Source organism: Candidatus Hydrogenedentota bacterium, from assembly GCA_016791475.1.
In the GTDB taxonomy this organism is placed as follows: Bacteria; Hydrogenedentota; Hydrogenedentia; order Hydrogenedentales; family JAEUWI01; genus JAEUWI01.
This window is the reverse complement of record JAEUWI010000094.1, coordinates 1-18,505: the sequence shown is the minus strand read 5'-3', so window position 1 is coordinate 18,505 and position 18,505 is coordinate 1. Positions and strand designations below refer to the sequence as shown.

General features: G+C 62.1%; 12 protein-coding genes and 2 pseudogenes. 6 read left to right on the top strand and 8 right to left on the bottom strand.

The annotated features are described in order from the left end of the window. Nucleotides 1-280 precede the first annotated feature (280 nt). From JNK74_27585 to JNK74_27560, 6 genes and pseudogenes are all read right to left on the bottom strand, one after another. Nucleotides 281-658, bottom strand: a complete 378-nt coding sequence (locus tag JNK74_27585) for a hypothetical protein (protein ID MBL7649953.1) — start codon at nucleotides 656-658, stop codon at nucleotides 281-283. Next, the gene (locus JNK74_27580; GenBank protein MBL7649952.1) at nucleotides 655-2,094 is read right to left on the bottom strand and encodes a sulfatase; all 1,440 of its coding nucleotides are present in this window, start codon (nucleotides 2,092-2,094) and stop codon (nucleotides 655-657) included. Before JNK74_27580 ends, JNK74_27585 begins: the two co-directional genes overlap by 4 nt. 120 nt (nucleotides 2,095-2,214) lie before the next feature. Next, nucleotides 2,215-2,490 (bottom strand): hypothetical protein, encoded by a 276-nt coding sequence (locus tag JNK74_27575; GenBank protein ID MBL7649951.1) that lies wholly within the window; start codon nucleotides 2,488-2,490, stop codon nucleotides 2,215-2,217. 94 nt (nucleotides 2,491-2,584) lie between these two features. Next, on the bottom strand, nucleotides 2,585-3,487 hold the full coding sequence (locus tag JNK74_27570) for a hypothetical protein (GenBank protein ID MBL7649950.1): 903 nt from the start codon (nucleotides 3,485-3,487) through the stop codon (nucleotides 2,585-2,587). 36 nt (nucleotides 3,488-3,523) lie between these two features. After that, nucleotides 3,524-3,577 (bottom strand): annotated as a pseudogene (locus tag JNK74_27565) (hypothetical protein). Between the two features lie 9 nt (nucleotides 3,578-3,586). Further along, a pseudogene (locus JNK74_27560) lies at nucleotides 3,587-3,742 on the bottom strand (prepilin-type N-terminal cleavage/methylation domain-containing protein). 631 nt (nucleotides 3,743-4,373) lie between these two features. Here JNK74_27560 and JNK74_27555 point away from each other — a divergent pair. The 4 genes from JNK74_27555 to JNK74_27540 all read left to right on the top strand — a co-directional run bounded on the left by JNK74_27555 (nucleotide 4,374) and on the right by JNK74_27540 (nucleotide 11,104). Further along, complete coding sequence (locus JNK74_27555; protein MBL7649949.1) at nucleotides 4,374-7,466, top strand: DUF1553 domain-containing protein; 3,093 nt, start codon at nucleotides 4,374-4,376, stop codon at nucleotides 7,464-7,466. Nucleotides 7,467-7,724: 258 nt separating this feature from the next. Beyond that, nucleotides 7,725-9,164: a DUF1501 domain-containing protein gene (locus JNK74_27550; GenBank protein MBL7649948.1), complete on the top strand. Its 1,440-nt coding sequence runs from the start codon at nucleotides 7,725-7,727 to the stop codon at nucleotides 9,162-9,164. Between the two features lie 180 nt (nucleotides 9,165-9,344). Then, a complete protein-coding gene (locus JNK74_27545) occupies nucleotides 9,345-9,650 on the top strand; it encodes a hypothetical protein (protein ID MBL7649947.1) in 306 nt (101 codons plus the stop codon). A 41-nt stretch (nucleotides 9,651-9,691) separates the two neighbouring features. Next, nucleotides 9,692-11,104: a hypothetical protein gene (locus JNK74_27540; GenBank protein ID MBL7649946.1), complete on the top strand. Its 1,413-nt coding sequence runs from the start codon at nucleotides 9,692-9,694 to the stop codon at nucleotides 11,102-11,104. A 5-nt stretch (nucleotides 11,105-11,109) separates the two neighbouring features. Here the strand turns inward: JNK74_27540 and JNK74_27535 are convergent, their stop codons facing one another. Continuing rightward, complete coding sequence (locus JNK74_27535; GenBank protein ID MBL7649945.1) at nucleotides 11,110-12,531, bottom strand: MATE family efflux transporter; 1,422 nt, start codon at nucleotides 12,529-12,531, stop codon at nucleotides 11,110-11,112. A gap of 233 nt (nucleotides 12,532-12,764) precedes the next feature. After that, nucleotides 12,765-14,210, bottom strand: a complete 1,446-nt coding sequence (locus tag JNK74_27530) for a polysaccharide lyase (GenBank protein ID MBL7649944.1) — start codon at nucleotides 14,208-14,210, stop codon at nucleotides 12,765-12,767. A 246-nt stretch (nucleotides 14,211-14,456) separates the two neighbouring features. On the opposite strand from JNK74_27530, the gene JNK74_27525 reads away from it, so the two are divergent. Beyond that, the gene (locus tag JNK74_27525; protein ID MBL7649943.1) at nucleotides 14,457-15,980 is read left to right on the top strand and encodes an arylsulfatase; all 1,524 of its coding nucleotides are present in this window, start codon (nucleotides 14,457-14,459) and stop codon (nucleotides 15,978-15,980) included. Between the two features lie 116 nt (nucleotides 15,981-16,096). After that, nucleotides 16,097-17,578, top strand: a complete 1,482-nt coding sequence (locus JNK74_27520; GenBank protein ID MBL7649942.1) for a hypothetical protein — start codon at nucleotides 16,097-16,099, stop codon at nucleotides 17,576-17,578. The last annotated feature ends 927 nt before the right edge of the window (nucleotides 17,579-18,505 follow it).

Genomic DNA, 18,505 nt, shown 5'->3' with positions numbered 1-18,505 from the left:
ATGCCGCTCCTTCTGAGCTAATACGGCGGAAGTATATACTGTCAACGGCGGTTAGCCTCCCCCATTATCGTCACAAAAATTGACGGTCGAACGGCGGAGCCTGATGAATTCTCACCGGCAAAGCCGGTGGATTAGCTTGGATTTAGATATTCAGCGCAGCCATTCACGAGGCTTCACCTCACCCAATAGGATGAAATGGCGCGCAGCGGCTCCGGCACGCCGTGTGTTCCGCAGAGCGGAACGGCATGCCTTGCCACGGAGGACCGTCGCAACGAGTTCGTTAATGTCGAAAGACGGCGTAGGCCCCGAAGGCGCTGATGACGGACCACACGAACACCGCAGCCGAGGTCCATTTGAACTTATGCGGTGAACGGCAACTCAGCCGGTAGAGACGCGATGCTATAAGGGCGGTCAACGTCCAGCTCACGATGGCCAGGGGTATAGCGTTCACCTGAGTAATCAGCACCGTTGGGAAAAAGGCGGGCAACCCTGGAAAGAACATCAGCCAGAAAAGGCGGTAGTCATTCCAGGCGTAATCCATGGCGAAGTACCACGACTGGGGACCATAGAGCACCGCGAAAATAATCGCCAGCCGGGCGGCTCGGGGATGGGCCCAGGTCCCTGTTGCCGTCTCGGCGGCAACTTCGGGTTCGCTCACGGCACGTTCTTTTCAGGCAGGCGCGCATTAACCTCGGTGCGCCAGGCCTGGAGGCGCGCTTCGAGGTCCTTCACGATCTCGGGGTTCGCCGCCGCGAGATCAGTCGTCTCGCTTAGGTCGTCCTTGATGTTGTAAAGCTCTTTCCGGCCATCCTCGTAGTATTCAATCAGCTTCCAGTCGCCGTGGCGGAAGGCCGACACGGGCGTGGTGTTGAAGTAATAGTGGGGATAGTGCCACTGGAAATCTTTGCGGCCCAACGCGGCCGCCGGATCGCGGAGCAACGGCCCCAGGGAGACGCCGTCGAGCACTTTACCCGGTGCGGGCGCTTTGTCCCCCAGCATCTCCAGGATGGTCGGGTAGAAGTCCATGGAGGTGACCGGGGTGTCACAGACGGCCCCCGCCGGCGTCACGCCGGGCCAGCGCACGATGAGCGGCACACGGATGCCGCCCTCGTAGGCCGAGCCTTTGCCGGAGCGGAGGGGGCTGTTGTTGGCCACCTGCTCGCCGTTGCGCACTTCATCGAAGCCGCCATTGTCGGAGTAGAAGACCACCACGGTGTTGTCTGCGATTCCCAGCGTATCCAGCTTGTCCAGAAGCCGCCCGATGTTTTCGTCGAGGGTCTCCATCATGGCGGCAAAACCCGCGTTCCTGTGGGTCATGCCCTCGCGGATTTTCGCCTTGTACTTGGCCACCAGTTCCGGCTTCCCCTCGATAGGCGTGTGGGGACTGTAGAAGGCCATGTTGAGGTAGAAGGGTTTTCCGCTGGCGTGCATCTGTTCCATGAGCGTCAGGGCCTGATCGGTGAGCTTGTCTTCGAGGTAATCGCCCTCTTTCCCCGGCGGCAGCCCCGGCACATAGCGGAACTCCCGCACGCCGCCGCCGGATACGCGTTCGCCCTTGTAGGGATACCAATAGGTCAGGGGCGCGCCATAAAAGGTGCCGCCGACGTTCACATCGAAGCCTTGAGTCTCGGGGTACTGCTCCGCCGTGCCCAGGTGCCACTTGCCCACGTGGGCGGTCTGGTAGCCCGCGTCATGGAGCACCTCCGCGAGGGTGGTGTGCTCCAGGGCCAGTGCCGTTTCCGTAATCGGTGGCGCCAGCTTCTCATCTCCCGGACCACTCAGGCGACTCACGGCGGCCTCGTGCCAGATCGTGATGTTCAATCGCGCGGGGTGCTGGCCCGTCATGATGGCCGCGCGTGTGGGCGTGCACACGGGGCTGGCGGAGTAGGCCTGGGTAAATCGAACCCCCTGGGTCGCGAGGCGGTCGATGTTCGGGGTTTCATGGAGGTCGCTGCCGTAGCACGCGGGCGCGCTCCACCCCATGTCATCCGCCAGGATGAAGAGGATGTTGGGTTGGCTGGATGCGGCGTGGGAGTTGACCGATATGCTCAGTCCGACGACAACGGCGCACAGGGAAACAAACAGAACTCTCATCGCGGAATTCCCTCTCACGTTGGCTGTGGAATTTATCGCACGATGATAACAGAGAGAAGACAAGGATTCCGAGACCTATCCTGTGGCGGCGAGCTACGAACGCGCTACGGCGCCGGACAACTACGAAGCCGGGGCCTGCGCCACGGCGTTGGGGGCGGTCTCGGCCCCTCCCTGGCGCTGCATGAATTGCTCCAGCATCTGCCGCTTGAGTTCCAGACTCTCGGCGGATTCCTGGGTCGTCACTTCCTTGGAATTGAGGCGCGAAAGGGCGACACCCGAAAGCACGGACAAGACGAGGAGGGTGACGAGGAGGCGCAGCCTGGACTTGGACTTGGGGCCGGGCGAGACCGCGACCCGCGCTTCGTTTCTACGTCGATGTTTGGTACTTTTTCTCACGTTCGTGTGCTCCCTGCTGTTGATTGGATCCCTGAACCACGATGCATGGGGGCCGAAAGGCCCCCGTGCATCGCAAAGGGAAGCGAGAATACGCTCAGCCCCATCCACCCGCGCGGGTGAACAACTGGCTGAAATAGATACTGCCGGAAGTTCCACCGGGGTGGCTCACTTCGGCGCCCGACGGCGAGTAACAGGGATACTTGTTCTTGTACTTCACGTATTCGACATGGCCGTCCATGTAGAGCACGTTGGAGCCGCCGGGGATGTGGTTGAAACTTGCCGTGGAGTTGGCTTCATAGAAGTTGATGTTGTCGGCCCAGGCGTCCCACATGACCGCGATCGAACTCTGTGCGGTTGCCGACGCACCCGCATTGTTGATGTCGGTGATAAAGAAGCGCTCAATACCTTCGCGATTGCGCCGGTAGACCGTGGGCAGGGGTGATCCGTCATCATCCACCAGGTTGCCCGCGCCAAAGCGATAGGGTCCCGTTGCACCGCCGGGAAAGCTGCCCAGATCCACATCCGCCGTGCCCCAGCCCGCGCTGTCCGAGTTGCGCACATAGCAGATGGCGAGATACCACTCGGGCGGACCGCCGGCGTTGGCGATGGTGGGCTGAGCCATGGCCAGGGGCGTGAAGGGAAAGGCGTACATTTCGCCAAGGGCATACCACACATCCTGGACTTGAGAGCCGGTCTTGCAGGCGTAGGCGTTGTAGATGTAGGAAATGGGCCAAGACAGAATCGCGTTCTTGACCGCGCGCCCCTCTTTTGTTGTCGTGTCTATCTTGTCGACGAGCGTTTGCAGATCCCCATCAAGTCCCATGCTGGTCTGGCCGTCGAAGAGTCCGGGCCAGGGCATGCCGGAGAAGTTGGGTACCGCCTGGTTATGGCTGTCGGACGGACAGACGAGAATATTGATATCCGTCCAGTACTCCGGATAGAGCGCCTCGCTGCCGGGGCCCTTGGGTCGTCCCCAGGCTTCGGCATCGGTGCCCATGGCGTTGACGCCCCAGGCCCAGCGGAAGGCGCCGATGGCCCACTGGGTCTTCGCGGGAAATTGTTCGCCCTTCTGCTCTGTGGCGAACATTTTGAAAGTAAGACCCCACTGTTTCAGATTGTTGGCACAACTCGCCCGCCTCGCCGCCTCCCTGGCCCTGGCCAGAGCGGGCAGCAGAATGGCCGCCAAGATACCGATAATCGCAATAACCACAAGCAGCTCCACCAAGGTAAAACCACGGTTCCTGTCCGTCATGAGACGACCTCCTTTTTAGACCTGGATATTCCCTTTGCCAGTGACGCGAAATACGCTTTGAATAGAGACAATTCGCCCGCGCTCTACTCCATTGGGCTTGTGATCCCGACCGCATGAACTGCCCGCCTGCCTGGGCAACAGTATCGACCCTGTCAAGCTAACACAGTGCAGTAGCTTTGTCAACGGGTTTTGAACAGGGGTTCGAGCCTGCACAAAAAGCGTGCAGATATTTCCATTTTAGATCTATCGAGTGCACTTTTCGTCAGTTTTTTGGCGCTTATACTCAGCAATTTTGAGAATGGCGGACCGAATCTGACGCCCCGGAACGAAAACTCGCCACGTGCGGCACGAGTGAAACAGCGGACCAGCGGGAAGCTTGCAACGGGCAGGAAGCTGTGCTAACTTTGATTCACTGAGTCGCCTCTGTCTCACTCTGTCGCCTGTCCGCGTCACAACGGTGCGCATGGGCCGAAAGATTTCCAACCCGGCCGGTGTAATGGGCTACACTTAATGGAAGTCAGCGGTTGGGACCGAGCCCCACCGATCAATACGTAACGGGAGTTTCTTGACGATGGTGAGCTTGAAATGGGGATTTACCCGGCGGTTAACGCCTCTCTCGGGCGAAACAACCTTGGCCTCTCTGTTTCGGACGTGCACGGGACGCGCCTGCGTTCTTGCCGGATACGCGGTCGGTCCGGGGCTACTCCTGGCATCCGCCCCGGCGGGCGCCGTCGAATTTGCACGAGACATACAGCCCATCCTCTCCCGCCACTGCTATGAATGCCATGGCCCGGACACCGCTGCCCGCAAGGCGGACCTGCGTCTGGACACCGAAGAGGGCGCCAAGGCATCGGCGATTACACCGAACGATTCGAAGGCCAGCGAACTTATCCGCCGCGTCACGTCGGACAATCCGGAGGTTCGGATGCCGCCGCCGGATACCAACCGAACGGCCCTGAGCCCGGAGGAGGTATCGTCGCTCCGCGCGTGGATCGACGAGGGCGCCCCCTGGGCACGCCACTGGGCCTTCGAAGTTGTAGAGCGGCCCGAGGCGCCGCGCGTGGAAGCACCCTCCTGGGGCGCCAATGCCATTGACGGGTTCATCTTGAGTACCCTGCTGGAGAACGACCTGACGCCGTCGCCCGAGGCGGAACGGGAAAAGCTGCTGCGGCGCGTGACCTTCGATCTTACTGGACTCCCCCCCACGCCCTCGGAAATAGACGCGTTTCTCGCGGACACTGCGGAGGGAGCCTACGAGCGCGCGGTCGATCGACTGTTTGCCTCGCCACACTACGGCGAGCGCATGGCGATGCACTGGCTGGACGCCGCGCGCTTTGCGGACTCGAACGGATTTCAGGGGGACTTTCCACGGGCGATGTGGCCGTGGCGCGATTGGGCCATCGAATCGTTCAACAAGAATACGCCCTTTGACCGCTTCATCATCGAGCAACTTGCGGGCGATTTGCTGCCCAACGCAACACGGGAACAACGCGCGGCCACGGGCTTCCTGCGCAACGGTCGTTCGGTTACGGAAGGGGGCTCGATCGAAGAAGAGTGGCATGTCGAGAGCATCATCGAGCGCGTGGAGACGGTGGGTACGGTCTTTCTCGGTCTTTCCCTGGGCTGCGCGCGGTGCCACGACCACAAGTACGACCCCTTCAGCCAGCGCGACTTCTACGAATTCTATGCGTTCCTGAACAACACGGCGGAGAAGGGCTATTACCCGGAGCGACCCGGCAATCTGGGACCCATCGTGACCTTCCCGACAGCGGAGCACGAAAAGCGGATTGCTGAGCTGGAAGAAGTTGTCCGCAGTACCCGGGAGCGACATACCGCCACCACGGCGGAAGCGTCTACACCCATGGATACCTGGCTGGCCGGACTGCGCCAGGCGCCCCCGGCCGGGGAAGCGCCGGGCCTGGCCCTCCGGCTGCGGATGGAGGGCGCGGTGTACTCGCCCGTTGGCGGCGCCACGGAGTTTGGCGTCGGCAAGGCAACGGCACTGGATCTCGGGCAGGCCTATCCATTCCCCCGCGCTGCGCCCTTTACCATTTCCGCCTGGGTGCGCCCGGACGGCCCCGGTACTCTCTGGAGCAAGATGGGCGGGCCTCCGGCGTATCGCGGCGTCGAAACCTCGGTGTTGGAAGACGGCCGAGTGACGGTTACCCTTAATCACGTGTCGCAGGAGAACGGTGTCCGGGTGCTGTCCGAGTCCGCGCTGAAGATGGGCGTCTGGTCCCACCTTGCCGTGACCTTCAGCGGCGCGGAGAAGGTGGGGGGCGTCGGCGTTTACGTGAATGGCCAGATCCAGAACCTGACCCCGTTTTACAATGCCCTGGAAGGCGAGATTGACGTGCCGGAGCCGCTGCGCGTCGGCGCGGGTGGGGGCGGTGAGGAATTTCGCGGCGGGATGGCCGATTTCCGGATTTACAGTGTGGAACTGAGTGCCGCGCAGATCGCGGCCGCCATGGGCGCCGCGCTGGCGAGCGCGCCACAGGGGAAGCTCGGCGAGGCCGAACACGCGGCGCTGGTTTCGTTTTACGAGCACCGAAACAGCCTCCTGACCCGCGCCTCGGAGCAGCAGGTCGCAAACGCCGAACGGACCCGCGACGCCTACCTCGAGCTTGAAGTGCCGTCGGTGATGGTGCTGGAGGAACGTCCCGATGAGCGACCGGCCTACCGGCTTATCCGCGGGGCCTACGATGCCCCGGACAAGTCCGAAGTGCTCCAGCGCAAGGTGCCCGACTTTCTCCATCCCTTCCCGGCGGACGCACCAAGCAACCGCCTCGGCCTGGCGCAGTGGATCGTCGATCCCGCGAATCCCCTGACCGCCCGCGTGACGGTCAACCGCATCTGGCAGGATTTCTTCGGCGCGGGCCTGGTTCGTACGCCGGACAACTTCGGCATGCAGGGCGAGGCGCCCACACACCCTGAATTGCTCGACTGGCTGGCCTCGGAATTCGTCGCGACCGGCTGGGACTTGAAGGCGCTGCAGAAACTCATCGTGACAAGCGCGACCTACCGTCAGGACTCCGCCGCGCCCGATGGGTCGCTCGCCAGAGACCCGGACAACCGACTGCTCGCGCGGGCCCCGCGATTCCGTATGCCGGCGGAGCTCATCCGAGACAACGCCCTGGCGGTGAGCGGGCTTTTGGCCCCGGCCATTGGCGGGCCGTCCGTAAAGCCCTACCAGCCCGTGGGCCTGTGGGAGGAGCTTATCCCCGGCGACCGGGGAAGGTATGAGGTGGCAGAGGGCGAGGCGCTTTACCGGCGCAGCCTCTACACGTTCCGGAGGCGGACGGTGCCTCAGCCAACCCTCGCGACTTTTGATGCGCCCACCTTCGACACCTGCCAGGTGAAGCGGGCGCGGACCAACACGCCGCTCCAGGCGCTCGCGCTGCTGAACGATTTGACGTATGTTGAGGCGGCCCGCCACCTGGCCTTGCGTATGCTGGTTGAAGCCGGGCCCGGCGTGGAAGAACGCCTGCGCTACGGATTCAGACTGGCGACGTGCCGCTGGCCGAATGCGCGCGAGGAGCAGGTGCTCCAGCGTGCGATGGGCGGCTATCTCGAAACCTATCAGAACGCGCCGGACGACGCGAAGGCCTTTATCGCCAATGGCAAGTCACCCGTTGCGGAGGATGTGAATCCTATGGAACTTGCAGCCTACATGGGCGTGGCGCGGGTGGTGCTGAGTTTGGACGAGACGATTACTCGGGAGTAGAAAAATTGCGGGAGAACTCCAAGTCGTATGACGCGACTCAAGTCGTGCCACGCGATCCGGCAACGCCGGTTCGTGTGCCCGTTACGAATTGAACTGTGCATGTAATGCAAGACCGGATCAAGCGGCGAGAGTAACGCCGCTGATTATTGTATTTGGAGTAGGAATCAAGTACCCGGCCCTCAAGGCACACGAACCGGCGTTGCCGGATCGCGTGGCACGGCTTGGGGCCAACTTTCCTGCAAATGAGGAACTGTTGCCATGGACCCTCTCGCAGTAGCCCAGTCGATCAACCGGCGTACCTTTCTCCAGCGCTCCAGCTACGGCCTCGGCGCGGTGCTGGGCCTGCTCGGTGGAGGCGCATCCGCCAGCGAAGCCCCGGCCACCGGGACCTCTCCCCACTATCGGCCGAAGGCCAAGCGCGTAATTTACCTGTTTCAGTCCGGCGCGCCGTCGCAGTTTGAGCTTTTGGATTACAAACCCGAGCTTGCGAAGTACCACAAGACTGAATTGCCGGACAGCATTCGCATGGGACAGCGGCTGACCGGCATGAGCGCGGACCAGGCCTCTTTCCCCGTGGCGCAGTCGGCCTTCAACTTTCGCCAACACGGCGCGGGCGGACTGTGGGTCGGTGATCTTCTGCCGCACACCGCGGGGATCGCGGACGACATCTGCATTATCAACAGCATGGTGACCAACGCGATCAACCACGACCCGGCGATCACCTATTGCCAGACTGGATCGCAATTGGGCGGGCGGCCGAGCATGGGCGCGTGGGTCGCCTACGGTCTCGGCTCGGCCAATCAGAATCTGCCGGCGTTCATGGTGATGATCAGCAAGGGCTCGGGACGGCTCATCGACCAGCCGCTCTACGAAAAACTCTGGGGCAACGGCGCACTACCGGGACGCTACCAGGGCGTCCGGATGCGCAACGCCGCGGATCCCGTGCTCTATCTGAGCGATCCGGCCGGCTGCCCGCGTGATGTTGCGCGGGACACGATGGATCACATCCAGGCGCTGAACGCCATCCGACACGAAACGGCCAACGACCCCGAAATCCTGACGCGCATCGAGCAGTTCGAGCTGGCCTTCCGCATGCAGACCGCCGTGCCCGAACTGACCGACATCTCCAACGAGCCAAGACACGTGCTCGACATGTACGGGCCGGAGGTTCACATCCCCGGAAGTTACGCGCGCAATTGTCTGCTGGCGCGGCGCATGGCCGAACGCGATGTGCGCTTCGTCCAGCTCTATCACATGGGCTGGGACCAGCATGACAATCTGCCCAACCACCTGCCCAAGCAGTGCCGGGACACCGATCAGCCCTCCGCCGCGCTCGTAGCCGATTTGAAGCAGCGCGGCCTGCTGGACGATACGCTGGTCATCTGGGGGGGCGAGTTCGGCAGGACAACGTACTGCCAGGGCGTGCTGACCGCGGATAACTACGGACGGGATCATCACCCGCGCTGCTTCAGCGTTTGGCTGGCGGGCGGCGGCATCAAACCGGGCATCACCTGGGGCAAGACCGACGATTTCGGCTACAACGTCGTGGAGAATCCCGTACCCGTGAACGACTTGAACGCCACAATCCTGAAGTGCCTCGGCATTGACCACGAACGACTGACGGTGCAGCAGCAGGGATTGAACGTACGGCTGACGGGGGTCGAAGAGCAGCATCCGGTGGAGGGCATACTGGCCTGATTTCGCCGCCGCTTCGCGCACGTGGGGCACGGTGGGGCACGGCGCAATATCCTGTTCCGCGGAGCGTAACGGTATGCATTGCCACGGAGGACCTTGGCAACGAGTTGTGGGTATTTTCGTGGATACCTTATGGGGCATACTGGTCAGAGCACTTGGAGCATTGCAACCCGTGGAGATCTCATGCGCTCAAACCTGTTCAAGCTTTCATTCATCGCTCTGGTGGCAAACCTCGTCCCGTCGTCCCACGCTTTTTCGGCGGAGGTAGCAGAGCGCGCTGTCGTAAACGTGGGCAATACCGGGGCCTCGGGCATCTGGATATTGGCGAACATCAGCTATGCGGGGATGCGGGCGCAGGCCAGCCGAAGCAAGGGTTGGCGAATAGTGGCCTTCATTTTCGGTTTTCCGGGGACGCTGGTGACCTGGCTTGCTGTGGATGAAGGCAGCGAGCGAGCCTATGGTATTGATCTGCCGAGGCGGCGCAATTGAATGGCGGTTGTATCCGACGCTTCGACGTGTGAGGAGGTTTTGTGAGCGCTGAAGCTGTGGAGTATCCGCGTTTCGATGCGGAAGGAGAGAGGCTCGCCGAACTCTTGTGTTCGACGCTGGCCGCGAGTGACGGCTTCGGGCTTTATTTTGTCTGCTCCGCCAGTGAGGCGGCGCTGGATGAAGTCGAGCGCCGCCTGACTTCCGAGTCCGCGCCCATTTGCCGCACTGTTGGTTACTCGGCCCCGCGGGATCTACTGGAAATCGTGCCGGATCTGCTGGCGATGTCGGAAAAGGGCGTTGAGGTGCCGGCGGTCTGGGTTCGCGTACGGGGCGCGGACGACGAAATCACCGACGCGTGGAAGACCGCGTTGGAAATGTTTGACCGCGAGCGTGAGCGCCTGTCGGGCGAGCTTTCCGTTGCCCTCGTGGTGGCGAGTTCCCCGGAACTGTTCATTTTGGCGTATGACCAGTTTCCCGAACTCTGGGCATCGCGTTCGTCGGCCTTTCTCTTTCTTTCCGGACCTGAAGGTGCGGGCGGTGATCCCGGTTGCGCGCGGTCCGGCCCGGTGAGTGGCCCCTTCACCATAGGCGATCCCGCGGCGGCCGCTCACTACACGAACCTGGCCTGGACCGTGTCCGAGTGCCGCACGGAGAGCGAGGAAATCGCGTTCGGCAGGCTGCTTCTCTTTGCCGCGCGCGCCTGGGAACTTGCGGGCGTTCTCGATCTTGCGGTGCAGGCCGCGGAGGAAGCGGAGCGCATGGCCCGCGAAATCCGGGAGGACGACGTGCTGCGGGCCGAAGCCCTGCACTCCATGGGAAGCATCGCCCTGTACCGGGGGGACTTCGCCGGCGCGCGGGCCGCTTTCGAAACGGCAATTCCCATTCTGGCGGAGGCGGGCGACCTTCTTGGCGAATCGGCCGCGTGCCACCAGCTCGGGTCCATCGATCTTCATGAAGGCCGCCTCGGAGAAGCCCGCGTGTGGCTCGCACGCTCACTGTTGCTGAAGCAGTCCGCAGGCATTCCGAAATCTGAAAACCCGGCCATCCTTCGCCACCGCATCGAGAGCGAGGCGGCGACCCGGCTCCAGCTTGGGTTGCTCGAACTTAGCGAAGCGTGCTTCGCCGAGGCCCATATCCATCTGGGTGAGGCGCTGACGCTTCGGAGGTCGATAGACGACCGGGCGGGCGAGGGTGTCGTGCTGGCTCGGATTGCCGCGGCTGCCTGGGAGCGAGGGCAATGCGAGAATGCGTATCGTCTTATGCTGATGGCGCGTACGCTATTTGAACTTGCGGGCTCTCCCGCAGTGCAATCGGCGCGGGTGCAATTGGATAGCATCAATGAAGCACTGGCGTACACGCCGGAGCGCCTTGAAGCCCTGCGCGCCGATGCACACCGGCACTACGAACTTGACCACTGCGCGGCCATTATCGCCGAGACCCTGGGCGAAGCATAGCGCCCTCACCGTATCCCCTCTTCCGCTATCAGCTCTTCGGCGACTTTGACGACTTCTTTGTCTTCTTCGGTGAGGCGGGTCTTTTTCCAGCTTCCGTTGGCGAACCAGCAGACGGAGACGGTGGCGGCGAAGATGTTGGTGATGGGGAAGGCCCACCAGAGTCCTTCGGCGTGGAGGGCGGTGTGTTTGGAGAGGACGTAGGCCAGGGGGAACTGGAACATCCATTGGGCGACGAGGGCGATGACCATGGCGATGAGCATGTTGCCGGAAGCGCGGAAGGTGGCGACGATACAGAGCTGGACGCCGATGCCGCCCCAGGCGAGGCACATGATGCGAATGAAGCGGGCGCCGTGCTGGATGACTTCGGGATCGGTGGGCACGAAGAAGGCGACGATGAGGGGCGCGGCGACCCAGGCGGCGCACCCCACGAGGGTGAGGACGACGAAGCCGGAAACGGCCCCGAGCCTGCTGATGCGGGCGGCTCTTGGCAGGTTGCCGGCGCCGATGTTTTGCCCGACGAGGGTGGAGACGGCCATGGAGAGGCCCATGGCGGGGATAGTGATGAAATTCAGAACGTTGATGCCGATGCCGTAGGCCGCGATGGTGGTGGTGCCGAAACTGGTGACGAGAAAGGACATGACGATGGCGCCGAGGCCCCGGGTGGACAATTCGACGGAGCCGGGGAAGCCGAGGAGGAAAGCGCGCTTGATGTAGGCGAAGTCGGGCGTGAAGTTGCGAAGGCGCAGGTGGATGCCGTGCTGTCCGCGCAGGAAGATGAGGATGCCGAGTGCGGCGGCGAGGGCCTGGGTGGTGAGGGTGGCCATGGCCGCACCGCGCACGCCCTGGGCGGGGATCGGGCCCCAGCCGAAGATATAGAGGGGATCGAGAAGGAAATTGAGGAGGACGGTGCCGGAGACGATCATGAGGGGCACTCTGGTCTGGCCCACGCCGCGCATGAGTGCCTGGAAGATGTTGTAGAGGAAGACGAAGATGACGCTGATGAAGGAAACGCGCATGAAGCTGAGGGCGTTGTCGTAGACCGCCGGGGTGACGCCGAGGAGGCCCAGGAAGTGGGGCGCGAGGAGGTAGCCGGTGCCGCCGAGGACGATGGAGGTGAAGGTGACCATCATCATGGTCTGGGCGGCGACGTGGTTGACCATTTCGGGGCGTCCCGCGCCCATGTATTGGGCGGAGAGGGTGGCCCCGGCCATGCCCAGGCCCGCGCCGATGGCGATGACGAGGAAGGTGACGGGCGAACTGATCGATACGGCGGCGACGGCATCGGCCCCGAGGCGACCGACCCAGAAAGCATCGGTGAGCTGATAGCCCGACTGGAGCACGTTCCCCGCCATAATGGGGATGGCGAGGCGCAGCAGGGCCGTGCCGATGGGGCCGTTGAGGAAGAGATGTCGGGGTGGCTGGTGCATCTATGGTTGATCCGGCCGACAAGGTGAACTGTGGCCTCGATAGAAAAGAGCCCCAAACGAATGAAGGCTCATGTAACAGGTCGCAGGGACAACAGGGACATCAGAGACGGCAGGTATCTTGCTCTCCCGATGTCCCTGAAGTCCCTGCCGTCCCTGGAACCGAGATAAGTACTTTCTCGTACTCACGAGACATGCGTGCGGGCAAAGTACATTTTGGTTTCGAAACCTCCAGATCACTTCGCCGCGATAAACCGCGCCAGGGTGAGTATGTTCCGCGTGTAGGTGTCGGTGTAGAGCGCGGGGATGCCTTCCGCCATTTTTCCCTGAATGTTGGCCTTTGCGGGTTCGACCCAGGCGCCAACCTCGTTTTGCTCCTTTACGATGGCTGCTGCGGAGTTCGCCAGTTTGTCGGAAGCGGGCGGGGCAACTGCGGGCTGCACAAGTCGCACCGGCGTCCAGGCGTCCGCCGGCATCGCGGCGAGGCGCTGATATTCCGCTTCGATCTGGTCGAGGCCGTTGCTGGTCTTGAAGCCGTAGTGCGTGGGCATGTCGGCGTCACTATAAGTAATCTGGTAGTCCTTCGTGAAGTACAGGGGGGTGTTGGTCTGTAATTCGTAGAAGCGCGCGAGCTGGCCATCGGGCAACACCGAGGCGCGATAGTAGGCCAGAGCCCTTGGGATGGGTTCGAGGTACTTCTTGTCGCCCGTCAGCTCGAAAACGCGCAGCAGAGAGCGCATGACGCCCTGAGATTCACTGCCCGTGATGGCGGGCGGTTCAAACTTGCGGGCCCAGGCGGGGTGCATCTCGGCGTCGTATTGCTGGGCCCAGCCGGGCTGGGGATCGGGCATCTGGGCGAGGATCATGAAATCGCCCCCGCGCTGCGCCGAGGCCGCGGCGGCTTCGTCCCGATAGACTTCGGCACCGAGAAACATCACCTCGATCACGTCGGCCAGGGTGTTGTCGTTGAAGGTGTAGAAATCGCTGTAGGGCACGTTCGGGAAGGTCCTCGACCAGCTCTCGGGGTAGGACGCGGGCTTCACAGGGAATTTCGCGGGATCGGAAGGACCAGCAAAGCGCTGGGGCCAGGCGCCATTGGGGTATTGGGCCTCTGCGAGCTTGCGCAGGGCGTATCGCGCGGCCTCGTGGATGGTCTCGTCTTTGAAGTCGAGGGCGCGATCAACCAACATCAGGCAGCGGAGGGCTTCCTGGGTCACATTGTCGTCGAGGGTCGTTGTATTGCGCGGCTTCGCGTCCGGCGCTCGCGTGGCACTGTCGACCCGATAGGCGTACTTCGCGCGCTCCGCCGGGTCAAACTCGATGCGGTAGTCCCAACCGCCGGAGTCCAGTTGTCCACGTACCAGGCACAGGGCGACCTCCCGCGCGGCTTCCAGGTAGTAGGCATCGCCCGTCATCTCGTGAATCGCCAGATAGGCCAGACCCACGGCCGGCGTTCCGGGCGGCTGGACCCACACCGTCGTGGCGGAGGCCGGCGTCTCGCCCTCCTGCTCCGAGAGATCGGCGGCATAGCACCAGAGGTAGCCCCCTTCTTCGGAAACTTGCGTTCGGAAATAGTCCACGCCTTTGCGAAGGGCTGTGGCGGCCTCTTCGCGGGTGAGTTCGGCGGCCTGGGCGGTGGCGCAGAGGGACAGGAGACTGAGTGCGATGGATTTGAGCATCATGAGGTACTCCAGGGGCTGGCCGCGCAATGCGTTGCGCGGTCGAAACTACAACTACGGGCTATTCAACCAGACGGGCGTCGCTGGATCAAATAACCGGAGTCACGAATGGACATCATGCGGCATGGTGATGCGCACCTTCGGAGGTGCTATCATGAAGCCGGACCTTGCAGTGTGACCGTCACTCACCCTTTCGACTTGTGGAACTTGCCTGTGAAACATGCTATGCCGACCTTGCTCGCTGTACTTATGTTTGCCCTCACGGCCGCGCACGCCGCGCCGCGCCCGAACATCGTGCTTATCGTGGCGGATGACATGGGTTACTCCGATATCGGCTGCTATGGCGGCGAAATCGAGACGCCGAATCTGGACCGCATGGCGGCGGAGGGATTGCGCTTCTCGCAGTTCTACAATGCATCCGTCTGCGGGCCGACGCGGGCTTCATTGAAAACGGGCTTGTATCATCACCAGGTGGGTGTACACACGTGGAACGGCTTGCGCAACGACAAGTGCGTGAACCTGGGCGAGGCACTGCAACTCGCGGGCTACCGCACGATGATGGTGGGCAAGTGGACCGACGACCGCTCGGCGAGCTATGAGGGCTTCGATCGAGCGTTGTGCGCCCTGGCGCAGAAGGGGCCTGGCAACTATTTCAAGAATGTGAACACGGCGGACTTCTTCCTGGACAAGGAGCCCTTCACACCGCCGGAGGAGGGCTTTTACAAGACGGATGCCTACACGGACTACGCCATCCAGTTCATGGAAGAAGCCGCGACCATCGACAAGCCCTTCTTTCTCTACGCGGCCTATCCCGCGCCCCACTGGCCGCTTCATGCGAAAGAGGAGGATATCGCGAAGTATCGCAAGCGCTACCGGGAGATGGGCTGGGACCGGTGTCGTGCGGAACGGGTGAAGCGCCTGGGCGAGCTGGGACTTCTGGGCGACTCCCCCATTCCGCCGCGCGATGCCGCCGTGCCGCCGTGGACCGAGGCGGAGCACCAGGACTGGGAAGCGGAGCGCATGGCGGTCTATGCGGCGCAGATCGACTGCATGGACCAGAACATCGGCCGGCTCCTCGACTGCCTGAAGACGATCGGGCGCGAGGAGAACACGGTCGTGATCTTTCTCTCGGACAACGGCGCGACCGATATTTACCCGAAAGGGACGGCGGACGGCTCTTTTCACCTCGATAAGGACGGCGAGACCTGGCGCACGGACGGCACGCGGACACGTCCCCTGGTGCCCGGGGTAATGCCGGGTCCGGCGGATACCTTCGGCGGCTATGGCCCGGAGTGGGCCCATGTGAGCAACACGCCCCTGCGGGGCTACAAGATCAGCAACTACGAGGGCGGAATTTCCACGCCGCTGATCGTGAAGTGGCCCGCTGGAATCGCGAAGCCGGGAACGATCACGCCGCAGGTGGGGCATGTGATGGACATGATGCCCACACTGCTGGAGCTTGCGGGCGGCACGTATCCGAGCGAGTATCAGGGTCGCGAGATTTTGCCGGTGGAGGGCAAGAGCCTGGCTCCGATTCTTGCTGGAGCGGAGCGCGCGGGTCATGAGGCGCTATTCTGGGAGCTCAACGGCCACCGCGCGGTCCGCAAAGGCGACTGGAAGATTGTCGCCGTGCCGAAGGGCCCCTGGGCGCTGTACGACCTTGCCACGGACCGTGGCGAGACGAAGGATTTGGTGAAAGAGCAGCCGGAGAAGCTGGACGAGCTTGTCGCGCTGTATACGGCCTGGTCCGCGCGGTGCAACGAGGGACGGTAGTGATTTGTACCTCTTTGCGTCTTCGCGGCTCTGCGTGCGAGAATCGGAAATTGACGCACGCAAAGGCGCGAAGCCGCAAAGGAGTTACCATGCCCTTTCGATTTTTTCAGCTTGGTCTGTATGCCCTCGCATTGGCGCTTCCGGTTTTCGCTCGCGCCGAAGAGCCGATTGACATCGGCGCACGTCGGGAGCTCTTCGTGGACCTCGCCCTGGCCGACCGCGTGGAGGGTGGCGCCGCAATCAAGCTCCATCAACCCGTGCGGCGCGAGATCGCCATCCAATTCGACGAGCCATGGGAAGGCAATGCCAGCGGTTACACGACGGTGTTTCAGGACGGTGATATCTTCCGCATGTACTATCGCGGCCACCGCTACCTGCTAGACGATCAGCCGCTGCGTCAGGCGCAGGCGGAGGTCGTGTGCTATGCCGAAAGTGTGGACGGCATTGCGTGGACCAAACCGAAGCTGGGTCTTTTCCCGTGGAACGGCTCGACGGAGAACAACATTATCTGGATGGGCAGCGCGGAGACCCACAACTTCGCGCCGTTCAAAGACACCAATCCGAATTGCCTGCCGGAGGAACGTTACAAGGCTATTGGCGGCACGGTAACGAGCAAGGGCCTCTGGACCTTCAAATCTTCTGACGGGATTCACTGGACACGCAAGAGCGATGGACCGGTGGTTTCCAAGGGCGCGTTTGATTCACATAACACCTGTTTCTGGGATGCGGACCAGCATCGCTACATCATGTACGTCCGCTATTTCTCCGAGGACGATTTCAAGGGACTCCGCTCTATCGGCGTGTCTTATTCCACCGACTTCGAGACCTGGACCGAGCCGGTGGGGCTCAGCTATCCCGGTTCGCCGCCGCAACAGATGTACACCAACCAGGTCCTGCCGTATTTTCGCGCGCCCCATATACTCATGGGCTTCCCCACGCGCTATGTGGCCCGCCCGCTGAACACGCACGTGGCGTCACTCGACCCCGTGGAACTGCGCACGCGCCTGATCAAGGCCGACGAACGCTGCGGTACCGACTTGACCGATGGCGTTTTCATGAGCAGCCGCGACGGCCAGTCGTTCAAGCGCTGGGACGAGGCTTTTCTCCGTCCGGGACCACAGGCCGAGGGCCGCTGGATCTATGGCGACAATTACCAGGCCTATGGCCTGTGGGAGACGGCTTCCGACGTTCCCGGCGCGCCGAAAGAAATCTCCATGCTCTTCAACGAGCACGCCTGGGTGGACGAGACCCATGCGGAACGTCGCTATACCATCCGCCTGGATGGATTCACTTCCTTGAATGCTCCCCTGTCAGGCGGCGCGTTCACCAGCAGGCCGCTGATCTTCTCCGGCAAACAACTTTCGGTGAACTACGCCACTTCCGCGGCGGGCAGCCTGCGCGTGGAGATTCAGGACGCGGATGGCAAGCCGCTGCCCGGCTTCTCGCTGGAGGATTGCCTGGAGCACTACGGCGACAGCGTGGAACAGATCGTGTCGTGGAAGGGCGGAAGTGATGTGTCGTCCCTGGCGGGGAAGCCGGTGCGGTTGCGCTTTGTGCTGGCGGATGGGGACGTGTACTCGTTTCGATTCGAGGAGTAGAGACGTTCGGTGACGGCGGGGAGTCGAACCGCGCGAGAGGACAAGGTGCATTCCGGCGGACCGTGTTCCTTCTACGGTCGTCGCGATGGAAACGTGGAACTTGGCGTCTTTGGTGGGGTCGTAGCGTCGGGTCGTCTGCATGGAGTTTTCCCTCCCTGAAATTGAGTCCGGTTATGGGGAGGGTTTGATGGACCTCCCCTATAGATTAGGTGCGGACGTTGCAGTGCTGGGTAAGGAAGGGATTGCCGGGTATGGGGTTAGAGCAGGTGGTGGGAACCAGCTACTCGATACGGCGGAGCCAGGTACTGCCGCTCCCTCGCGGCACAATCACCCACGAAGTGAAAGGCGGCCGAAAGTGGACTGCAAGTTCGCCGGAGGCGACATTAGAGACGGTTTCCCGAGGGAACTCGTAGGGGCGGACAGGAGATCCTATTTTATAGGTGGCCGCCCCTGGTTTTCCTTGGGCTTCTACTTCGATTCAGGCGGCGTGGCCTTCCGGTCCAGGGAACTACGTCGGCACGCCGGACGGCAACGTTTTGCGGCTCAATACCTAGCCTGTACCTGTCAACGCTTCCCATACCCACTTGCGAGGACACAGATCGAAGACGCGCCGGAGGAGGGTTGAAAACGCGCCGAAGGCGGGCATGACTCGGAGGACAGTGTGATACCTGCTCTTCACTGTAGGTCGAAGATGCGCCGGGGCGGAAAGACTTGCACTCCCAACATCTTGCCGACTTATCCCGGCGCTTCTCCCTATTTCCTGCTATTTTTCGTTGTTTCTCGTTGCCCTACTAATTCAATCATCCTTTTATTATAGTTCTCAATGAAACCATCGATGAATTTCCTTCTTGTGTTTTGTTCCAGTTGGAATCGGAGTGAATACCCTGTAAGTTAATCACAACCTACGGAGGAATTCACAGTGAAACG

Bases quoted from the DNA above. Each gene is read 5' to 3' on its own strand.
- JNK74_27580 (MBL7649952.1), bottom strand. From the start codon at position 2,094: ATGAGAGTTCTGTTTGTTTCCCTGTGCGCCGTTGTCGTCGGACTGAGC.
- JNK74_27535 (MBL7649945.1), bottom strand. From the start codon at position 12,531: ATGCACCAGCCACCCCGACATCTCTTCCTCAACGGCCCCATCGGCACG.
- JNK74_27550 (MBL7649948.1), top strand. From the start codon at position 7,725: ATGGACCCTCTCGCAGTAGCCCAGTCGATCAACCGGCGTACCTTTCTC.
- JNK74_27525 (MBL7649943.1), top strand. From the start codon at position 14,457: ATGTTTGCCCTCACGGCCGCGCACGCCGCGCCGCGCCCGAACATCGTG.
- JNK74_27545 (MBL7649947.1), top strand. From the start codon at position 9,345: ATGCGCTCAAACCTGTTCAAGCTTTCATTCATCGCTCTGGTGGCAAAC.
- JNK74_27570 (MBL7649950.1), bottom strand. From the start codon at position 3,487: ATGGGCACCGATGCCGAAGCCTGGGGACGACCCAAGGGCCCCGGCAGC.
- JNK74_27530 (MBL7649944.1), bottom strand. From the start codon at position 14,210: ATGATGCTCAAATCCATCGCACTCAGTCTCCTGTCCCTCTGCGCCACC.